This is a genomic window from Rhizobium sp. 11_C7_N12_5 (assembly GCF_051811145.1).
In the GTDB taxonomy this organism is placed as follows: Bacteria; Pseudomonadota; Alphaproteobacteria; order Rhizobiales; family Rhizobiaceae; genus Rhizobium; species Rhizobium lusitanum.
Genome location: NZ_JBPWPY010000001.1, coordinates 849,603 through 870,184 on the forward strand (window position 1 = coordinate 849,603; position 20,582 = coordinate 870,184).

Annotated in this window: 15 protein-coding genes; 7 read left to right on the plus strand and 8 right to left on the minus strand. The window is 59.8% G+C overall.

Annotated features, from left to right (window positions below; all coding sequences use genetic code 11):
• The first annotated feature begins 143 nt into the window (after window positions 1-143).
• The 4 genes from AB8B29_RS04135 (at window position 144) to ppx (ending at window position 5,803) form a co-directional block, all read left to right on the plus strand.
• Entirely contained in the window at window positions 144-1,274 is a 1,131-nt protein-coding gene (locus AB8B29_RS04135; RefSeq protein ID WP_037194049.1) for an AI-2E family transporter, read from the plus strand.
• 2 nt (window positions 1,275-1,276) lie between these two features.
• Window positions 1,277-1,990, plus strand: coding sequence for a DnaA regulatory inactivator HdaA (hdaA, locus tag AB8B29_RS04140; RefSeq protein WP_092572793.1), 714 nt, complete (start codon window positions 1,277-1,279; stop codon window positions 1,988-1,990).
• A gap of 78 nt (window positions 1,991-2,068) precedes the next feature.
• Entirely contained in the window at window positions 2,069-4,270 is a 2,202-nt protein-coding gene (locus AB8B29_RS04145) for an RNA degradosome polyphosphate kinase (RefSeq protein ID WP_047552932.1), read from the plus strand.
• 12 nt (window positions 4,271-4,282) lie between these two features.
• Window positions 4,283-5,803 (plus strand): exopolyphosphatase, encoded by a 1,521-nt coding sequence (gene ppx, locus AB8B29_RS04150; RefSeq protein WP_037194056.1) that lies wholly within the window; start codon window positions 4,283-4,285, stop codon window positions 5,801-5,803.
• A 63-nt stretch (window positions 5,804-5,866) separates the two neighbouring features.
• Here the strand turns inward: ppx and AB8B29_RS04155 are convergent, their stop codons facing one another.
• From AB8B29_RS04155 to AB8B29_RS04170, 4 genes are all read right to left on the minus strand, one after another.
• Complete coding sequence (locus AB8B29_RS04155) at window positions 5,867-7,225, minus strand: esterase-like activity of phytase family protein (protein WP_113118326.1); 1,359 nt, start codon at window positions 7,223-7,225, stop codon at window positions 5,867-5,869.
• Window positions 7,226-7,390: 165 nt separating this feature from the next.
• Window positions 7,391-8,443 carry an adenylate/guanylate cyclase domain-containing protein gene (locus AB8B29_RS04160; RefSeq protein WP_037194059.1) on the minus strand — a complete coding sequence of 351 codons (1,053 nt, stop codon included), beginning with the start codon at window positions 8,441-8,443 and terminating at the stop codon, window positions 7,391-7,393.
• 192 nt (window positions 8,444-8,635) lie between these two features.
• Complete coding sequence (gene rnd, locus AB8B29_RS04165; RefSeq protein WP_047552939.1) at window positions 8,636-9,781, minus strand: ribonuclease D; 1,146 nt, start codon at window positions 9,779-9,781, stop codon at window positions 8,636-8,638.
• A 171-nt stretch (window positions 9,782-9,952) separates the two neighbouring features.
• Window positions 9,953-11,344 carry a multicopper oxidase family protein gene (locus AB8B29_RS04170; RefSeq protein WP_037194063.1) on the minus strand — a complete coding sequence of 464 codons (1,392 nt, stop codon included), beginning with the start codon at window positions 11,342-11,344 and terminating at the stop codon, window positions 9,953-9,955.
• Between the two features lie 265 nt (window positions 11,345-11,609).
• Between AB8B29_RS04170 and aspS the strand changes: the two genes are divergently transcribed.
• Complete coding sequence (gene aspS / locus AB8B29_RS04175; protein ID WP_037194065.1) at window positions 11,610-13,400, plus strand: aspartate--tRNA ligase; 1,791 nt, start codon at window positions 11,610-11,612, stop codon at window positions 13,398-13,400.
• A 76-nt stretch (window positions 13,401-13,476) separates the two neighbouring features.
• Here aspS and AB8B29_RS04180 read toward each other — a convergent pair whose 3' ends face one another.
• Together AB8B29_RS04180 and AB8B29_RS04185 are read right to left on the minus strand one after the other, a co-directional pair.
• Window positions 13,477-14,658 (minus strand): hypothetical protein, encoded by a 1,182-nt coding sequence (locus AB8B29_RS04180; RefSeq protein WP_037194067.1) that lies wholly within the window; start codon window positions 14,656-14,658, stop codon window positions 13,477-13,479.
• A 224-nt stretch (window positions 14,659-14,882) separates the two neighbouring features.
• Complete coding sequence (locus tag AB8B29_RS04185; protein WP_047552951.1) at window positions 14,883-16,052, minus strand: serine hydrolase domain-containing protein; 1,170 nt, start codon at window positions 16,050-16,052, stop codon at window positions 14,883-14,885.
• 66 nt (window positions 16,053-16,118) lie between these two features.
• On the opposite strand from AB8B29_RS04185, the gene AB8B29_RS04190 reads away from it, so the two are divergent.
• Window positions 16,119-16,781 (plus strand): TetR/AcrR family transcriptional regulator, encoded by a 663-nt coding sequence (locus tag AB8B29_RS04190; protein WP_174156936.1) that lies wholly within the window; start codon window positions 16,119-16,121, stop codon window positions 16,779-16,781.
• A 60-nt stretch (window positions 16,782-16,841) separates the two neighbouring features.
• Here AB8B29_RS04190 and AB8B29_RS04195 read toward each other — a convergent pair whose 3' ends face one another.
• Complete coding sequence (locus AB8B29_RS04195) at window positions 16,842-18,029, minus strand: hypothetical protein (RefSeq protein ID WP_037194071.1); 1,188 nt, start codon at window positions 18,027-18,029, stop codon at window positions 16,842-16,844.
• Window positions 18,030-18,044: 15 nt separating this feature from the next.
• Window positions 18,045-18,263, minus strand: a complete 219-nt coding sequence (locus AB8B29_RS04200) for a hypothetical protein (RefSeq protein WP_156151499.1) — start codon at window positions 18,261-18,263, stop codon at window positions 18,045-18,047.
• Between AB8B29_RS04200 and parC the strand changes: the two genes are divergently transcribed.
• On the plus strand, window positions 18,262-20,520 hold the full coding sequence (parC, locus tag AB8B29_RS04205; RefSeq protein WP_047639194.1) for a DNA topoisomerase IV subunit A: 2,259 nt from the start codon (window positions 18,262-18,264) through the stop codon (window positions 20,518-20,520). The genes AB8B29_RS04200 and parC overlap by 2 nt on opposite strands.
• Window positions 20,521-20,582: the final 62 nt, after the last annotated feature.

Sequence of the window (20,582 nt, forward strand, 5' to 3'; positions counted from 1 at the left end):
AAGGCGCAAGGGCGGCCAACCCCTCGATTTTCCCCGCTTCACAGCGCAACAGGCCGATTTCCGGCCGCAGGCTTGACCATAATTGCAGCATCATCCTATGTCCTAAGCAAGCGGCAGACGGGCCGGAAACAGCGGGGAAGTCGATGGAGCAAAAAGTCAGCGGGGCGAGCCTCAAGCGGCAACTCACTTTCTGGGTGATCGTGCTCGTCGTCTTCATCGGCTTTCTTTATCTCTTCAGCACGATCCTGCTGCCGTTCATAGCGGGCATGGCGGTTGCCTATTTTCTCGATCCGGTCGCCGACCGGCTCGAAAGGATCGGCCTCAGCCGCCTGATGGCGACGGTGGTCATTCTTGTCTCATTCGTGCTGGTCTTCGCGCTGGCGCTGACGATCGTCATTCCGATCATCATCAATCAGTTCAACGATTTCATCCAGCAGATACCGGCCTATGTGCAGCAAATGCAGCAGCTCGTCGCCAAGGCGCAGACGATGGTGCTGCCCGATTGGATCCGCAATCAGCTCGGCGCGATCAAGGACAATTTCTCCAGCATAATGTCCGATGGCCTGAGCTTTGTCGGCGGTCTGTTTGCGCAGATCTGGAGCTCCGGCAAGGCCCTCGTCAACATCATCTCGCTGCTGGTCGTCACGCCGGTCGTCGCATTCTACATATTGCTCGACTGGGACCGGATGATCGCCAAGGTGGATGACTGGATACCGCGCGACCACGTCGCCACCGTCCGTCAGATCGCAACGGAGGTCAACCAGGCGATCGCGGGCTTCATTCGCGGGCAGGGCTCGCTCTGCATCATTCTCGGCATATATTACGGCGTCGGTCTTTCGCTCGTCGGCTTGAACTTCGGCCTTTTGATCGGCCTGTTCACGGGCATGATAAGCTTCATACCCTATGTCGGTTCGCTGGTCGGCCTCATTCTGGCTGTTGGAGTGGCGCTGGTCCAGTTCTGGCCCGACTATCTCTGGGTCGGCCTGACGCTCGCCGTCTTCTTCACCGGCCAATTCCTCGAGGGCAATGTGCTGCAGCCGAAGCTCGTGGGCGAAAGCGTCGGCTTGCATCCCGTCTGGCTGATGTTTGCGCTTTTCGCCTTCGGCGCTCTCTTCGGCTTCGTCGGTCTGCTGGTCGCAGTTCCTGCCGCCGCCGCCTGCGGCGTCCTTGTTCGTTTTGCCCTTTCGCGATACCTTCAGAGCGATCTCTATTACGGACGCTCGGAAGCCGGCAAGGCGCGCAGAGCCAAGGCCGGAAAGCCCGAGAACAACTAGACATGACAGACGCAAAGAATGCTGATGTGAGGCGCAAACCCGCCGAACAGCTACCCTTGGCCTTTACGCACGACCCCGCAAGCGGTCGCGACGACCTGCTCGTCGCCGATCCCTTGAGCGCGGCGGTGAAGATCGTCGATTCCTGGCCGCATTGGCCGTCGCCGGTGGTGATCCTGGCGGGTCCCATCGGCTCGGGCAAATCGCATCTTGCCAGTATCTGGAGTGAAAGATGCGGCGCGATATCAATCCATCCCGTGGCGGGCTCGGACGCCGCCGTTGCTGCCGCAAACGGCCCGGTCATTTTCGAGGATGTGGATCGCCTGGGCTTCGACGATACCGAGCTCTTCCATGTCATCAACAGCGTTAGGGAGAACGGCACCAGCTTGCTGATGACGACGCGGCTCTGGCCGATGTCCTGGCCGGTCACGCTGCCCGATCTGCGCTCCCGCCTCAAGGCTGCGACGGTGGTCGAGATCGGCGAGCCGGACGAGGAATTGCTGTCGCAAGTCATCGTAAAACTCTTTGCCGACCGCCAGCTTTATATCGATGATAAACTCGTCCTTTATATCGTCAATCGAATGGAGCGTTCCATGAGCGCCGCGCAGCTGATCGTCGACCGGCTGGACCGGCTGGCGCTGGGGCGAGGCACGAGGATTACGCGAGTACTGGTCGCTGAAGTATTGAATGAACTGGGCAATTCCGGTCAGCCGGATTGAGCCGACGTCGAGCTGTCACAGTTCCGTCGTCAAACTGATATACGTGGCACATGGGTTAGAGATGAGGGTAGGTGGAACATGGACTCGGCACTAACGGAACATCAGGACGCCAGCCAAGAGACCCCGGAGGCCACTCCTCCGATCAACGAGCTGCTGAGCAGCCCTGAACGCTTCATCAACCGCGAATTTTCCTGGCTGCAGTTCAACCGACGCGTCCTCGAGGAGACGTTGAACACGGCGCATCCGCTTCTCGAGCGTGTCCGCTTCCTCTCCATTTCCGCCGCCAACCTCGACGAATTCTTCATGGTGCGCGTCGCCGGCCTCGAGGGTCAGGTCCGCCAGAAAATCCTCGTGCGCACGCCGGATGGCAAAACGCCAGCCGAGCAGCTCGATGATATCCTGCGTGAGATCGACAATCTGCAGATGGAGCAGCAGGCCTCGCTCGCCGTCCTGCAGCAATATCTTGCCAAGGAAGATATCCTGATCGTCCGTCCCGCCGCCCTTTCCGAGGCCGACCGGCAATGGCTCCACACCGAGTTCGAACAGGCGATCTTCCCGGTTCTGACGCCCTTGTCCATCGATCCGGCCCATCCGTTCCCGTTCATTCCGAACCTCGGCTTCTCGATCGCGCTGCAGCTGAAGAGCATGAACGGCCGCGAGCCGATGACGGCGCTGCTGCGCCTGCCGCCGGCGCTCGACCGCTTCGTCCGGCTGCCGGACGCGAGCAACGTCATTCGCTACATCACGCTTGAAGATGTGGTGAACATCTTCATCCACCGGCTCTATCCAGGCTACGAAGTGCAGGGTTCGGGTACGTTCCGCCTGATCCGAGACAGCGATATCGAAGTCGAGGAAGAAGCCGAAGATCTGGTGCGCTTCTTCGAAACCGCGCTGAAGCGCCGCCGCCGCGGCTCGGTGATCCGCATCGAAACCGATTCCGAGATGCCGCTCGAGCTTCGCCAGTTCGTGGTGGAATCGCTGAACGTGCCGGGAAACCGCATCGCGGTTCTGCCGGGCCTGCTGGCGCTCAACACGCTCTCCGAGATCTGCAAGGCCCCGCGCGACGATCTGCGGTTCGAGCCCTACAATGCGCGATTTCCTGAGCGCGTCCGCGAACACGCCGGCGATTGCTTCGCCGCCATCCGCGAAAAGGACATGGTGGTCCACCACCCTTACGAATCTTTCGACGTGGTCGTGCAGTTCCTTCTCCAGGCTGCGCGCGATCCTGACGTTCTGGCGATAAAGCAGACGCTCTACCGTACCTCGAACGACAGCCCGATCGTGCGTGCGTTGATCGACGCCGCCGACCTCGGCAAATCGGTAACGGCCCTTGTGGAGCTCAAGGCCCGCTTCGACGAAGAGGCAAACATCCGCTGGGCACGCGATCTGGAGCGCGCCGGTGTGCAGGTCGTGTTCGGCTTCATCGAACTCAAGACCCATTCGAAGATGTCGATGGTCGTGCGCCGCGAGGACGGCAAGCTGCGCACCTATTGCCATCTCGGCACCGGCAACTACCATCCGGTCACCGCAAAAATCTACACTGACCTGTCATACTTCACCTGCGATCCGAAGATCGCCCATGACATGGCGAATATCTTCAACTTCATCACCGGCTACGGCGAGCCGGAACATGACATGAAGATCGCGGTTTCGCCTTACACGCTTCGCACCCGCATCCTCCAGCATATCGAGGGAGAGATCGAGTTTGCCAAGAACGGCCACCCGGCGGCGATCTGGATGAAGATGAATTCGCTTGTCGATCCCGACATCATCGACGCGCTTTATCGCGCCAGCAACGCCGGCGTCGAGATCGATCTTGTCGTGCGCGGCATCTGCTGCCTGCGTCCGCAGGTGCCTGGTCTTTCCGAGAATATCCGCGTCAAGTCGATCATCGGGCGCTTCCTTGAGCACAGCCGCATCTTCTGTTTCGGCAATGGTCAGGGCCTGCCGTCGGACAAGGCGCTGGTCTATATCGGCTCAGCCGACATGATGCCCAGAAACCTCGATCGCCGTGTCGAAACCCTTGTGCCGCTCACCAACAAGACCGTGCATGAACAGGTGCTTTCGCAGATCATGCTGGGCAATATCATTGACAATCAGCAAAGCTACGAGATATTGCCGGACGGTACTTCACGGCGCACGGAAGTGCGCAAGGGAGAAGAGCCTTTCAATGCGCAGCAGTATTTCATGACCAATCCCAGCCTGTCCGGCCGGGGTGAAGCCTTGAAATCCAGTGCGCCGAAACTGATCGCTGGGCTGTTGTCGGGCCGCAACAAATAAAACTGGACCTGCATGGTTGAATCAGAAGCCCAGGGGCGCCTTCCCGGTATTGCCCCGGTCTCCGTCGTCGATATCGGGTCGAATTCGGTCCGTCTTGTCGTCTATGAAGGCCACTCACGGTCACCGACCATCCTTTTCAACGAGAAAGTGCTTTGCGGCCTGGGAAAAGGCATAGCACTGACCGGAAAGATGGACGAGGAAAGCGTGGCGCGGGCGCTTGCGGCCCTGCATCGTTTCAAGGCGCTCTCCGATCAGGCGCGTGCATCGACCATCTATGTTCTGGCGACCGCCGCGGCGCGCGAAGCGAGCAATGGTCCGCAGTTCATTCACCAGGCCGAAGCCATTCTTCAGCGCAAGGTGCGCGTGCTTTCGGGCGAAGAAGAGGCACGTTTCTCCGCGCTCGGCGTCATCAGCGGTTTCTTCCACCCCGATGGCATTGCCGGGGATCTTGGCGGTGGCTCGCTGGAGCTGATCGACATCAAAGACCACGAGATCGGCAAGGGCATCACGCTGCCGCTCGGCGGCCTGCGTCTGTCCGAATATGCCGGTGGCTCGATCGACAAGGCGCGCGGCTTCGCGCGCAAGCATGTCAAGACCGCGAAATTACTGAGCAAGGGCGAGCGCCGCACGTTCTATGCGGTCGGCGGTACATGGCGAAGCGTCGCCAAGCTGCACATGGAAATCCGCAAATATCCGCTGCACATGATGCAGGGCTATGAAGTGCCGCTCGATGAGATGCTGCGTTTCCTGGATCAGATCGTCGAAGCGAAGGATTCGAAGGATCCGGCGTTTCAGGCGGTGTCCAAGCATCGCCGTTCGCTGCTGCCCTTCGGTGCTGTCGCCATGCGCGAAGTGCTGACGGCCATGAAGCCGTCCGTCATCTCCTTCTCCGCTCAGGGGGTTCGCGAAGGTTATCTTTATTCGCTGCTGACGGAGGCGGAGCGCAACAGCGACCCGCTGCTCACCGCCGCCGGCGAGCTTGCTATCCTGCGCGCGCGCTCGCCGGAACATGCCCGCGAGCTTGCCGATTGGACCGGGCGGATGATGCCCTTCTTCGGGATCACCGAGACCGACGAGGAAAGCCGCTATCGCCAGGCAGCCTGCCTGCTTGCCGATATAAGCTGGCGCGCCCATCCGGATTATCGTGGCTTGCAGGCGCTGAATATCATCGCCCATACGTCCTTCGTCGGCATCACCCATGCCGGCCGCGCCTTCATCGCGCTTGCCAATTACTATCGTTTCGAGGGATTGAACGACGACGGTGCGACCGAGCCGCTGGCAACGATCGCTACGCCGCTCTACATCGAACGCGCCAAGCTGCTCGGCGGCCTGTTGCGCGTCGTCTACCTATTCTCGGCCTCGATGCCCGGTATCGTCCGCAACCTGTCGTTCCGCCGTTCGACAAAGCCTGATCTCGATCTCGAATTCGTCGTTCCGGCCGAATATCACGACTTTGCCGGCGAGAGGCTGGACGGCCGCCTGCAGCAGCTCGGCAAGCTCACCAATCGCCGCCTGGCCTTCTGCTTCGAATAAGCTTTGTGTTGCATGGGATTGAAGCCTCTCCCTGCACGGCAGGGAGAGGCGGTTTCATTGTGCTTACTTCGCGTTCAGGAAATCACCGACTTCAAGAATGCTGAACTCGTTGTCGTCAGCCTTGTCGACCGCGCGGCCTGCCGAGAAGGGCAGGTTGTTGTCGTTGCCGATGATGATATGCGTGGCATCGACGCGATCGACATTCTCAATGGTGACGAAGGGCATGTCGTAGAAGCCATCGCCGCCACCCTGGCGACGCTTGTGATCCGGGTCCTCGATGCGCAGCAGATCGATATAGCCGATCTTGCGAACGGACTTGCCGACATTGGCGTCGCTGAACTCGATCTTGTAGACGCGCTTCAGCTCGGCGGGAGCCTCGAAGCAATCCGGCTTCGGCTGCTTGGGATCGGCGCAGGCCTTGTCCTTCGTGCCGGCGCCATTGTCGCGTTCGATGACGAGGGCTGTCGTTTCATCGAGCATGTTGAAGTCGCCAATCGACACACCCTTGTCCGCGAACGGATAAAGCCAGCTGCGGCCGGTCCAGCCCTTCGAGGCGACGTCGAACTCGATGACGCGGATGGCGGTGTGGCCGTCGACGCTTTCCATCTGGCCGTCATCCTTGTAGATCGCGCCTTCCAGCAGGCCGTAAAGCTTCGAGCCGTCCTTCGACAGGGCAAGGCCTTCGAAGCCGCCCGAACGCTTCAGGTTGAAGGCCGGCATCTTCTGCGTCGGGTTGCCCGGCAGCTGCAGCAGGGCGTTGTCCGGAGACATGACCGGCTTGCCGTCGACTGTCGTGGCGAAGACGTCGGTCAGCTGACCATTCGTATCGAACTTCAGCAGATAGGGACCGAATTCATCGCCGAGCCAGAAGCCGTCGGCGACCGGCTGGATCGATTCGATATCGAAATCGGAGCCTGTGAGATAGCGCTTGCCGGAGCCTTCGAGGACGATCGGGAAGGGGGCTTTCTTGTTCGGATCGGACAGGAACAGGTTCTTGACGACATCGACCTTGCCATTGTCCCAGTCGAACTTGAGCTGATGCAGGAACAGCATGGCGTCGCTGGAATTCTGCTTAGAGCCGAAGCCGTTGTCCGACAGCGTCCAGAAGGTGCCGTCAGGCATGGCCTTGATGCCGGAAAAACCCTGGATCGGCTGGCCGTCGAAGGGCAGCTTCAGATCGGTTACGCGGGCGCCGTCCTTGCCCGGCACGGTGCCGAGAGCGTCCGTGCGCTTGCGATCCGGCGTCGTGAATTTGCCTGACGTTTTCAGGAAGTCGGGTGCATCGGCCGGAGCGGCGATAATTGTGTTGGCGGGCAGGATGGCTTGCCCGGCAAGCTTTGCCGGAAATTGCTTTTCGTCGGCATGGGCGGAAGCGGCAAGCAGAATGAACAATGCCGTTGAGGCGGAAAGAATTCGAGTCATCATGTCACCTTGTTGGCCAGGATTGGCGAAAACAATCCCGCTTAACAGGCGAGCCATGTCGACGAATTAACGCTTAGGTGAAGATTTGGTGACTGTGGACAACCCATAGGATGTGAAGCTCAGGCGTGCATCGATGCCGAACATACAGCCGCCGCTTTGCATTTCTTACAATCTGCCGCGGACTGTCTTGATGGCTTGCCGGCTTTGCGTGTGAAGCGCGATGACGCCGAGGTGCTGATCGCGTCCGCGAACGGCATGCTCCCCGAGGTTTTCCTTGATGATCGTCTCGGGAAGCTCCAGCCGTCTGGCAAGGTCGCTCGAAATCAGCACCTGGCGCTCCAGCGTCTTGCAGAGCTGCTCCAGCCGGGAGGCGATGTTCACGGTGTCGCCGAAATAGGCGATCTTGTGATGGTCGACGCCGATTTCCGCCGTGACGATGCTGCCGCCATGCAGGGCCGCTCTCAGGCGCGGCACCCTGCCATAGGATTTCAACCACGTCTCCGAGTTCGCTTCGATATCGTTGAGGATGTTGAAGACGCAGCGCACGCAATTGGCATTCTTGATGCCGCGGCGAAGCGGCCAGGTGATGATGGCGGCGTCGCCGATATAGTCGTCGATCGCGCCCTTGTGCCGCCATACCGGTTCGGCAAGCGCGCCGAACACCGCGCCCAGAAACTCTTGTGTTTTCAGGTCGCCGTGCTCCTCGGCAAAAGCGGTGGATCCGACGAGATCTATGAAAAGGAATATACGCTCTTCCTGCACCGGATTGCGATATCGGCCAGTCAGCAGGCTGAGAAAGACGTCGCGGCCGAGCAGCTCCCGCACGCGACCGACGAAAATGATGACGGCCGTTACCATGACGGCATAGATGTAGACGTCTATTTTCAACAGCGTGAGGTCTTCCCACGAGCCTTCGACAAGACCGAGCAATTTCAGAATACTGCCTGCCATGGCATAGCCGACGCTCATCAAGGCGAAATCGACGATGAGGGCTGAAAGGATAAAGGCGGGGGTCGGCAGGCGATGCATCCATACGTTCAGCCGCGCCAGAATCATGCGGCGTTCGAAGGCCAGCAGCGGCATGCCGCAGAACAGTGCAAAGATCGCACCGATATACATCGGCGCCTGCGGAAAAAACACTATGCCGTAGACAACGCCGGTCGAAGCGACAAGCAGTGATGTAAGGATCCAGTTGCGCACCGAATGGAGAATACCCATTCACTTTTCCGCCGAAAAAAGACGCCCGTCATCGACGCGGGACTGCGCCGACAACACTTCTGCGCCATCGAATATAATGACTGCATCAGACGTTCATTCCACGAGATTTGCGGCGCTATCGTGGTGGCAACCAGCATCTCCGTTCGCGAATCATACGCAATCGCAGCGCGCCGGGAAAGGATAATGTCGCGACTAGAGGATGACCGTTTCAACCCGCTTTCCGACGAAACGCAGGGCCACCTGGCCTTGAATCAGCTGCAAGGCCGTTTCGCCGAAGAGATCGCGTCGCCAGCCGGTGAGGGCAGCCACCTCGGCGTTCTCGCCTTCGGCCGCGATCTTGTCGAGGTCTTCGCTGTTGGCGATCACTTTCGGCGCGACGCCGTGCTTTTCGGCGATCAGTTTCAACAGAACCTTCAGCAGTTCGGCTGCGGCAGCCGTGCCTTCCGGAGCCTGCTGATGGCGCGGCGGATGCGGCATGTCGGACTTCGGCAGCGCCAGGGCTTCATTGATCGCCTCGATCACGGCCGCGCCGGCAGTCGAACGCTCCCAGCCTTTCGGGATGGTGCGCAGTCGGGCAAGTGCTTCGCTGTCCTTCGGCTGCTGCTGGGCGATTTCGTAGATCGCGTCATCCTTCAGCACGCGGGCGCGAGGAACATTGCGCGCGCGCGCCTCGCGTTCGCGCCATGCCGCCACATATTTGAGGATTGCCAGTTCCTGCGGCTTGCGCAACCGCATCTTCAGGCGCTGCCAGGCATCGTCGGGGTGCAGGTCGTAAGTCTCGCGCGCCTCGAGAATTGCCATCTCCTCCTGCAGCCAGGAGGCACGGCCTTCTCGCTTCAGCTGCTCGTCGAGCGAAAGATAGACGTCGCGCAGATGGGTAACATCGGCGAGCGCGTAGTCGAGCTGCTTTTCCGAGAGCGGCCGCCGGCTCCAATCCGTGAAGCGCGAGGACTTGTCGATATGTACGTTCTTGATGCGGCTGACGAGCTGGTCGTATGAGACGGAATCGCCGAAGCCGCAAACCATTGCGGCGACCTGCGTGTCGAAGATCGGATGCGGAATGAGATTGCCGCGATGGAAGATGATTTCGATGTCCTGGCGCGCGGCGTGAAAAACCTTCAGCACAGCCGGATTTGCCATCAGCTCGAAAAACGGCTGAAGGTCCAGCCCTTTGGCCAGTGGGTCGACCAGTACCTCGGTCGTCGGGCTCGCCATCTGTATCAAACACAGCTCCGGCCAGAAGGTCGTTTCTCGCAGGAATTCCGTATCGATGGTAATGAATTCCGACTTGGCCAGCTCTTGGCAGGCCGCCTCCAATTGGGCGGTAGTTTCGATCATCTCAACACATTCATCGATAAAACAGTTGCTTAACTTCCTTCTCCTTTCAGCCGGATATGTCAATACTTTCGCGGACAAAGCTCTTGCCGCATTTCGCTTTTGGTTGAAATTATCCGGAGCGATGCCATTTCGACCGCACAATCCGGATCGAAAGCGGTTTGCGGCCTCGCCTTAGGCCACGCGCACGTAGCTGGTCATCCCGGTCTTCTGATGCTCGATGATATGGCAATGCAGCAGCCAATCGCCAGGATTGTCGGCGACGAATGCGAGCTGCACTTTCTCGTCCGGCTGGATCAGATAGGTGTCGGATACGAACGGCTGCACCTGCCGCGTCGAGGAGGAGATGACCGTGAAGCTCATCCCGTGCAAATGAATGGGATGGCTATGCGGCGTGACGTTCTCCATGTCGATAACATAGCTCTTGCCCAGCTTCAGCTCGGCAAGCGGGGCGGTCGGATCGGGAGTGTCGCCCGGCCACGGCACCTTGTTGATCGCCCAGAAACTGTAGCCGAGCGAACCGCAGATGCTATTGTCAGCCGTATTCTCGGCCGTGGAGCTCAGGATCAGCGGAAGGTGTGTTGCCGAACCGAGGTCGGCCTTCTTAACCGGATTGTCTTCCAGCGGCGCCAGATCGCGGACGTCGCGTTTCAACGAGCTGCCCACCGAGCGCAGCGTCGCGAGCACCTTCGGGTCGGTGCCTTTGATATCCTCCAGCTTGACGATCGCTCCCTCGCTATCAGGCATGCGCACGGCCAGCTCCAGCCGCTGGCCCGGTCCCAGCTGCAGGAGATCCAGCGGAAAGCGCTGCGGCACCGGATTGCCGTCGATGGCGATCACGGTCGCCTCGCCACCATCCAGGCGGAAGGAATAGATGCGCGTGACATCGGTGATGGCAACACGCAGGCGCACCAGGCCGCCGGAGGGAGCGTCATATTGCGGCTGCTGCTGCCAGTTCGCTGTTCGCACCGTTCCGTAAGTGCCGGATTTGGCCGCATCGCGCGGGCGAAACTGCGCGATGAACTGGCCGTCGCCGCCCAGCCGCCAATCGCGCAGATTGAGCACCACTTCCGAATCGAATGCCGGATCCTTTGGATTTTCGACGACGATCACGCCGGTCATTCCATGGCCCATCTGCTCCAGCGTGTTGCAGTGCGGGTGATACCAGAATGTGCCGGCATCGGGTGGCGTGAAGGCATAGTCGAAATGATCGCCGGTATAGACATAGGGCTGCGTGAGGAAGGGCACGCCGTCCATGTTGTTCGGCAGACGGATGCCGTGCCAATGGATCGTGGTCGGATCGTCTATGCCGTTGATCAGGCGGGCGGCGAAGGATTCGCCCTTTTTCATGCGCACGACAGGAGGCATCCCGCCGTCGCCATAGGTCAGGACGTCCCTGGTTGCCCCGCCATCCGTCAGATTGGCCTGGATCCTGGCCGTCTTCAGCACCCGCGGCTCGGCCGCCACCGCTTTGTCGGCAAACCTGCTCGCGATACCGATGCCGATACCATAGGCGCCGGCCACGGCGGAAGCTTTCAAGAGATTGCGACGGGTAAGGATCGGCATGCCGGGCTCCGGAACGATGAGATATGGATGCCTGTTTAAAGTTGACCTTGGTATTCAGCAATAGCACTGCCCTAGCCAAACTGCCGCAGCGGCTACTTGCGGATGTCGGGATAGGCGGCGGATGAAACAGCTTTAAGTCGACTTCCGGCGTTCGAGCCTTGACAAATCGGGCGCGCCATGCGCTTTTCCGCCCGATTTTCTCGTCGGCAGGCGAGGGGCTTGCATGTCCTTTCGCTGCGGCCCGCCAAGTCCAGGATATATAATTATGCATCGCTATCGCAGCCACACATGCGCCGCCCTGCGCAAGTCCGACGTCGGTTCGACTGTCCGCATTTCCGGCTGGGTTCATCGCGTCCGAGATCATGGCGGCGTGCTGTTCATCGACCTGCGCGATCACTACGGCATCACCCAGGTCGTCGCCGACCCCGATTCTCCGGCCTTCAAGCTCGCCGAAACCGTGCGGGGCGAATGGGTCATCCGCATCGACGGCCTGGTGAAGGCGCGCACGGAAGACACCGTCAACAAGACCATGCCGACCGGCGAGATCGAGCTCTATGCTCAGGAGATCGAAGTGCTCTCCGCCGCCAAGGAATTGCCGCTGCCTGTTTTCGGCGAGCCGGACTATCCCGAAGATGTGCGCCTGAAGTATCGCTTCCTCGATCTGCGCCGCGACACGCTCCACAAGAACATCGTCAAGCGCACGCAGGTCATCTCCTCCATGCGCCGCCACATGGGTGACGTCGGCTTTACCGAATACACGACCCCGATCCTCACGGCCTCGTCGCCGGAGGGCGCGCGCGACTTCCTTGTGCCGAGCCGTATCCATCCCGGCACCTTCTATGCGCTGCCGCAGGCGCCGCAGCAGTACAAGCAGCTGCTGATGGTCGCCGGTTTCGACCGTTACTTCCAGATTGCCCCATGCTTCCGCGACGAAGACCCGCGCGCCGACCGTCTGCCGGGCGAGTTCTATCAGCTCGACCTCGAAATGAGCTTCGTGACGCAGGAAGACGTCTGGAACACAATGGGCCCGCTGATGACCCAGGTGTTCGAGGAATTTGCCGAGGGCAAGCCGGTCACCAAGGAGTGGCCGCGCATCCCCTATGACGTCGCCATCCGCAAGTATGGCTCGGACAAGCCGGACCTGCGCAACCCGATCGTCATGGAAGCGGTGACCGAGCATTTCGCCGGCTCGGGCTTCAAGGTCTTCGCCAACATGATCGCATCGAACCCGAAGGTCGAAGTCTGGGCCATCCCGGCCAAGACCGGTGGTTCGCGTGCGTTCTGCGATCGTATGAACGCCTGGGCGCAGAGCCAGGGCCAGCCGGGCCTCGGTTATATCTTCTGGCGCAAGGAAGGCGAAAAGCTCGAGGGCGCCGGACCGCTCGCCAAGAACATCGGCGAGGAACGCACCGATGCGATTCGCACCCAGCTTGGCCTTGACGACGGCGATGCCTGCTTCTTCGTCGCCGGCGACCCCGCCAAGTTCTACAAGTTCGCCGGAGAGGCCCGCAACCGCGCCGCCGACGAGCTGAACCTGATCGACCGCGACCGTTTCGAGCTTTGCTGGATCGTCGACTTCCCGTTCTTCGAATGGAGCGAGGAAGAAAAGAAGATCGATTTCGCTCACAACCCGTTCTCGATGCCACAGGGCGGCCTTGAGGCGCTCCAGAACCAGGATCCGCTCACGATCAAGGCGTATCAGTACGACGCCGTCTGCAACGGCTTCGAAATCGCTTCGGGCTCGATCCGTAACCAGTCACCGGAAACCATGGTCGCCGCCTTCGAAAAGGTCGGCCTCAGCCAGGCTGATGTCGAGGAGCGCTTCGGCGGCCTCTACCGCGCCTTCCAGTACGGCGCGCCTCCGCATGGTGGCGCTGCCTTCGGGATCGACCGTATCGTCATGCTGCTGGTCGGCGCGAAGAACCTGCGCGAGATCTCGCTGTTCCCGATGAACCAGCAGGCACAGGATCTCTTGATGGGCGCCCCATCGGCTGCAACGCCGACGCAGCTGCGCGAACTGGCCATCCGTCCTGTGCCGCCCGTCAAGAAGGACTGAGCCTTTCAGGCCATATGAAATGCAAAACCCGGCGACCGAAATCGCCGGGTTTTTTGTGCTTAATTCGACGACCAGCCTAGTCGTTTGATGTGATCTTCAGGCCGATCATCTTTGGGATCGACTCTTTTGCGTTTCTCGCTGCTTCGATGACCGTCGACATCGGGATGGGTTGGGCGGGGGTCGCGCTAAACGTCAGGCTTCCGGGATTGTTGGAATATTCAATAATCGCTCCTGAAAGCATCCTTTGGAGATCGGGAATATCAAGCTCTGCTGTTAACGCCAGCATTTCTTTAGCGAAGCGGTTCGCAGATTGTGCACGCGTCACATGGTCCCATTGACTCACGTAGTCGAGCGCGCGGTTGGTGACTGACGCATCGTCAAAACGGATCTGCGCGCTATTCAACGTCAATTGTTGAACGAATGCGAGAGCCAGCAAGTATTTAGCATTTTTGGTATTCTCATCGTCCTTGGCGCCGGTCATGGAGGAGTAAAGTGCAACCGTGGTGTTGTAGAGTCCCGGGGTGATGCCCGAGAAGCTGAGCTGTACATTCAGCTTCCCCATATTCTCCAGATCGATCGTGTAGTCCGTCAGATCATACTTGCCGGTCGAAAACTCCCAGCTGCTTTTCATGGAAAATGTTGCGTGCAGGTTTTGCAGCCCAAAATATCGAATTGCTTCAGAGCTTACTGGCATTTGAGCAAGGGAGAGATCGGCGACAATTCCGTCGATTGTGAAGCTGGAATCGACGCCTTTTCTGTCTGGACGTTTCGTTGAGACAGAATTGGCAGTGGATATGGAGAAAAACTTTTCACCGACTTTTAGAGAGGACACCGGGCCAGCATGTGCGTGATAAGTGAATACCGAGTCGATATCGCTCAGCGTCGCATTCGCGGGAATCTCGAGATCGTCCACCCTGAGTCCCGCTGCCCTGGCACTAAAGTCTTTTTGCTCTGTTGTAACATCGGGAATGAGCACCTTCTCGATTGTATAACCGCCCGCCCGTTCGGCCACGCCAGTCATCGTGACATCGCCGAGGGCAAACCCGGTTCTTCCTCGCGTATATATCGCGTTTTTTAGGACGACGGTTGAACCGTTAACATCGACGTTTCCGGCCTCGATCGAGTCGCCTATTTGCGCGGCTATCGCATTGTTAAGCTTCTTTAGGACGTCGGCACCATCCAACGCGAAGGCGGAGTTGGCAAAGAACACAAGTCCTGCGCTGACTGCGATCAGCTGGGTTGCGCGATAGAAAATCATGGCTGCGTCGTCTCGACTAAAAGATGTTGATCTACACGGCTGGATTGCGCATTGTGTTGCAATCTCTAGCAATATGTCATCGAAATTCCAATAATAGTTGTATTCGGAATTCGGTATTTTGAGCTTCATCTGGGCTGTTTGCAAAAGCGTAACGGCTCATGCTTTCGCAGCGTCCATTTTCATGAAATGCAAAACCCGGCGACCTTTTCGTGTTTTGTTGGGGCCTAGAGTGCGGCGTAGATCGCGTCGCGAAGATCGATGGTGAACTGGCCCCACATACCCTCGAGCGCCGTGTTGGTCAGCGCCACGGCCGTCAGCTTTTTCTTAGGATCGATGAACCAGCTATGGCCATAGACGCCGCCCCATTTGATTGTGCCTGCGGAGAAGGGGACCTGCGCCTCGACAGGGTCGACAACGACGGACCAGCCATAGCCGAAACCGAAGCCGGGTTGCTGCGGCTGCATATGGCCACCCGCCTGATCGGCCATCATGGCCTTCACGGTATCGGTCGACAGCAGCGGAGCACCGCCCTTGCGCACGGTTTCGAGGATGGCGAGCACGTCGCTCGCCGTACCGACCATGCCCGCGCCGCCGGACTGATAGGAACCGGGATCGAAAATTCTGTCCGGCGCAAAGCGGATCGTGCCATCGAGTATGGGCATAATCGCCTCATCCCCCATCCGCTGCGGTTCGGGCTCCGCATTCATATAGGCCGCAGCGAGGCGGTTGCGGTCGCGCACCGAAAAGGCAGTGTCGGAAAGCCCAAGCGGTCTCATGACCAGTTCCGCGACTGCCGTGTCGAGATTGCCGCCGGTTTCCTTTTCGATGGTGCCGCCAAGCACATCCATCGCTAGGGAATACTGCCAGCCTTCGCCAGGTGCAAAGAGAAGGGGTGCGGTTGCGAGGCGCTGGAGATTGTCCGCAATCGAACGGCCCGGTGTGTCGAGACCGTCGGATACGCCGGCACGATGATAAGGACCGTCCTGCTCCTCGGCGAAGGTGTAACCCAGCCCGGACGTGTGCGTGAGGAGGTGCCGGATGCGAATGACCGGCTCGCTCCCGTCGGGCAGGCGGGGCCGGAAATCCGGCAGCCATTTGGTGATCGGATCATCGAGCCCGATGCGGCCCTGTTCGACAAGCCGCATGGCGGTAATGGTGACGATGGGCTTGGTGATGGAGGCAAGGCGGAAGATCGCATCTTCCTGCATTGCCACATCGTTTTCTCGGTCCGCCAGACCGGCGGCGCGGTGATAGGCCAGCTCTCCGTCCTTTGCGATCAGGACAACCGCTCCGACCAGCCTCTTATCCGCCAGGGCGGCTTGAATTGCGGCATCAACGCCTTCAGCAAGGCCGCCGTCGCTCGGGCGCGCGGAATTTTCCAGGGGAAGACTCATGGGGCAAAACCTTCTATAATCACAATGACCATTCCTGAATAAACCAGATCGGGAAATAATTCTAGAGTGACCATTGTGAAAAATAGAAAAGAGACGGAAAATTCTTCACTGCGCAAGCGCGGGCGCCCGCCTGCCTTCGATCGCGAAACGGTTCTTGCCGCTGCGCGCGATACATTTTGGCAGCACGGCTACGATGGCTCCTCCATCGCGGATCTGACAGCCGCGATGCGGATTACGCCGCAAAGCCTCTACGCGGCCTTCGGCTCGAAGGCAGAGCTTTATCGCGAGACGCTCGAGCAGTATCGGCGCATGCCCCGGCCTGAACCGGGCAATCCATTTGAGGCGAACGTGGATACGGTGAGCGCTTTCGAGCGCTTCCTCACGAATTCTGCAAAGATCTTCACGGCGCCGGAACATCCGAAAGGCTGCATGATCTCGACGGCGGTGCTGAACTGTGCCGAGGAGAACGAGCCGATCGCCCATCATGTCTCGTCGATGCGCCTGCAGACGCTGGATGTGTTCACGACGAGGATCGAACGCGGCATGGCGGAGGGCGATATGCGGCCGGATACCAATGCGCGCTCGCTTGCGCGTTTTCTGGGAGCGATCGTGCAGGGCATGTCCGTTCAGGCGCGGGATGGCGCCACTACCGACGAACTGCTCGCCCTGATCGGGCATGCGACCAGTGAGCTTCGAAAATATCAGCTTCAGCAACCGGCCGATCGTTGAAGACGAAAAAACCCGGCGACAGAGATCGCCGGGTTCCTGAATTGCCAGATGAAAGGCCGATCAATCGTTCGACGAAACCTTGAGGCCGATGACCTGCGGGATCGACTGCGGGGCGCCCATGGCGGCACCGATGATCATCGGCACCGGAACCGGCTTGCCCGGAGCGGCGGTAACCGTCAGGCTCTTCGGATTGTCGAGATAGGCGCTGACAGCCGTAGACACGGCGTTCTGCAGTTCCGGAACGTTGAGCTGCGCCATCATGATCGGCGTCATCGCCTTCAGCGTATCGGCCAGCTGCTTGCCGGTGACGCCCTGCTGCTTGCCGGCGAAATCGAGTGCGCGAGCGGTGATCGACGCGTCGTCGAAGCGGATCTGGGCGCTGTTGAAGGTCAGCTGCTGGAGAAGGCCCAGCATGGCGAGACCGGCCGACTGCTGTGCTTCCTGCTGGTTCGGATTGGCACGTACCGTCTTCAGCGCATCCTGCATCGACTTGGCGAAGGCAGGTGTATAGCCGGAAATGCTGAAGGCCAGGTTGAGCTTGCCGATATCCTTGAAATCGAAGGAATATTCGGTGATGTCGATCGTGCCTGGCCCGATCGCCCAGCTGCCCTTCATGGCGATCGCGCCATTGATCTCCTGCAGGTTGAGCGCGGCGATCGCATCCTTGGCCTTCGGGTCGTCGACCTTGCTGAGGTCGGCCTTGACGCCGTTGATCTTCGCATCGAAGTCGAGGCCCGACTTGTCGTCGCGCTTGGTCATCGTCGCGTCGGCGTTCTCGATCGAGAACACCTCGGCGCCGTCCTTGGTGACGGACAAGGTGCCGGCATGCGCACTCTTGTAGAACAGCAGCGAGCCGAGATCGCCCTTGGTTGCGTCGGCCGGTACTTCGACACCGCTCAGTGTGAGATCGGCGGCGGCGATGGCGACACCGTCCTTATCGATATCAACATCCGGAAAGGCGACTTCGCCGATCGTGTAGCCGCCGTCTTCTTCCTCAACGTCGCTCATGGTGATGTCGCCCAGCGGAATGCTGTCCTGCATCCCGGCTGCCTTGAAGCTGGCACCTTTCAGCGTCACGGTGGTGCCGTCGATGTCGACGCCATTAGCGGCAATCGAGCCGCCTTGCTGTCCGTAGACATCGTTGATCTTCTTCAGGAGGTCGTTGCCATCAAGCGCAAAGGCCGAGCTGGCGATAGACAAGATTGCGGCGCTGCACAGCATCAGCCGCGTTGTCCGATAGAAAGTCATGATGGCGTTTCCTCTTTAAGCCGGTGGTGTTGTAGGCGGGGCGTACAGATTGAGCGTGTACCGCGGTGTTTTATATTGATCTTTTTCCAAAATTCCAATGACAATGAGGTTGCGAGCAAGTGCAGCAAAAATATGTCTGTTTCGGCATCGCAACCCGCGTTGAACGGCTTCATCCACAGGTGCTTTCAGCGGATTTCTTGCCGGGAATCGGTATTTTCGATAGTCAAGGATCATGGGACAAAATCTTTTACCGCCTGGTGGCGGCGATGACGACAGCATCCTTCCGGTCGACCTGAAGGCCGCGCTCGAAGAGCGCTACCTGGCCTATGCCTTGTCGACGATCATGCACCGCGCACTTCCGGACGTGCGCGACGGCCTGAAGCCGGTGCACCGCCGCATCGTCTATGCGATGAGCGAAATGGGATTGCGTCCCAATTCGGCCTTCCGCAAATGCGCCAAGATCGTCGGCGAGGTGATGGGTAACTATCACCCGCATGGCGACCAATCGATCTATGACGCGTTGGCCCGTCTGGCGCAGGATTTCTCGCAGCGCTATACGCTGGTCAACGGCCAGGGCAATTTCGGCAATATCGACGGCGATAGCCCGGCCGCGATGCGCTACACCGAATCCAAGATGACGGCGGTGTCCGAGCTGTTGCTCGAAGGCATCGACCAGGATGCGGTCGATTTCCGCGATACCTACGACGAGTCGAATTCCGAACCCGTCGTTCTGCCGGGTGCTTTCCCCAATCTGCTCGCCAACGGCTCTTCCGGCATCGCCGTCGGCATGGCGACCTCCATTCCGTCGCACAACGCCCATGAGCTTTGCGACGCGGCATTACATCTGATCAAGGACCGCGAAGCCACCGTCGAGAAACTGGTGGAGCTGTATATTCCCGGCCCGGACTTTCCGACGGGCGGCATCATTATCGACGATCGCCGGAGCATCATCGAAAGCTACAGGACGGGCCGCGGGGGATTTCGCGTCCGCGCCAAATGGGAGATCGAGGATCTCGGCCGCGGTGGCTACCAGATTGTCGTTACGGAAATTCCGTTCCAGGTGCAGAAGTCACGGCTGATCGAGAAGATCGCCGAGCTGCTGCTGGCACGCAAGCTGCCGCTTCTGGAAGACATTCGCGATGAATCCGCCGAGGACATCCGCGTCGTCCTGATACCGAAGAGCCGCACCGTCGATGCGACGATCCTGATGGAATCGATGTTCAAGCTGACGGAGCTGGAGAGCCGCTTCCCGCTCAACATGAACGTCCTGTCCATGGGCCGCATCCCGAAGGTCATGGCGCTGAACGAGGTGCTGAAGGAGTGGCTCGACCATCGCCGCGAGGTATTGCTGCGTCGGTCGCGCTTCCGGCTCGCCGCCATCGAAAAGCGGCTCGAAATCCTCGGCGGCTTCCTGATCGCCTACCTCAACATCGACGAGGTCATCGCCATCATCCGCGAGGAGGATGAGCCGAAGCCTGTGATGATGGAGCGGTTCGGGCTCACGGACAATCAGGTCGAGGCGATCCTCAACATGCGGCTGCGCTCCCTGCGCAAGCTGGAAGAATTCGAGATCCGCAAGGAGTTCGACGGCCTGACCAAGGAAAAGACCGATATAGAATCGCTGCTCGCCTCGGAAGAGAAGCAGTGGCAGACGGTCGCCTGGGAGATCGGCGAAGTGAAGAAGAAATTCGCCAAGGCAACCGAGATCGGTCGTCGCCGCACGCAGTTCGCTGAGGCGCCCGAGGCCGACGACGCCGCGATCCAGCAGGCGATGATCGAGAAAGAACCGATCACCGTCGTCGTCTCGGAAAAGGGCTGGATCCGCGCCCTGAAGGGCCACATTTCCGATACGTCGTCGCTCACTTTCAAGGAGGGCGATGGGCTGAAGGTTGCCTTCCCGGCGCAGACGACGGATAAGATCCTGATCATCACGACGGGCGGCAAGGCCTATACGCTCGGCGGTGACAAGCTGCCGGGCGGCCGCGGCCATGGCGAGCCGCTGCGCATCATGGTCGACATGGAGAACGATCAGGACGTGCTGACGGCCTTCGTCCACGAGCCGCAGCGCAAGCAACTGATCGCCTCGACCTCAGGCAACGGCTTCATCGTGCCCGAGGCGGAACTGGTCGCCAATACCCGCAAGGGAAAGCAGATCATGAACGTGTCCTACCCGGACGAGACGAAGCTTCTGGTTTCGATCTCCGGTGATCACGCCGCCGTGGTCGGCGAGAACCGCAAGATGGTCATCTTCCCGCTGTCGCAGTTGCCGGAAATGTCGCGCGGCAAGGGCGTGCGTCTGCAGCGCTACAAGGATGGCGGCGTCGCTGACATCAGGTGCTTTGCCATTGCGGACGGGCTGACATGGGAAGACAGTGCCGGCCGGACCTTCACCAAGACCAGGGACGAGCTGGCGGAATGGCTGGGCGATCGCGCCGGCGCCGGCAGGGCCGTACCGAAGGGCTTCCCCAGAAGCGGTAAATTTTCAGGGTGAGTAGCGATCGGGCGAAGCCCGAGCAATCGACCCGGTGGGTCGATTGCAGCGACGAACGCCTT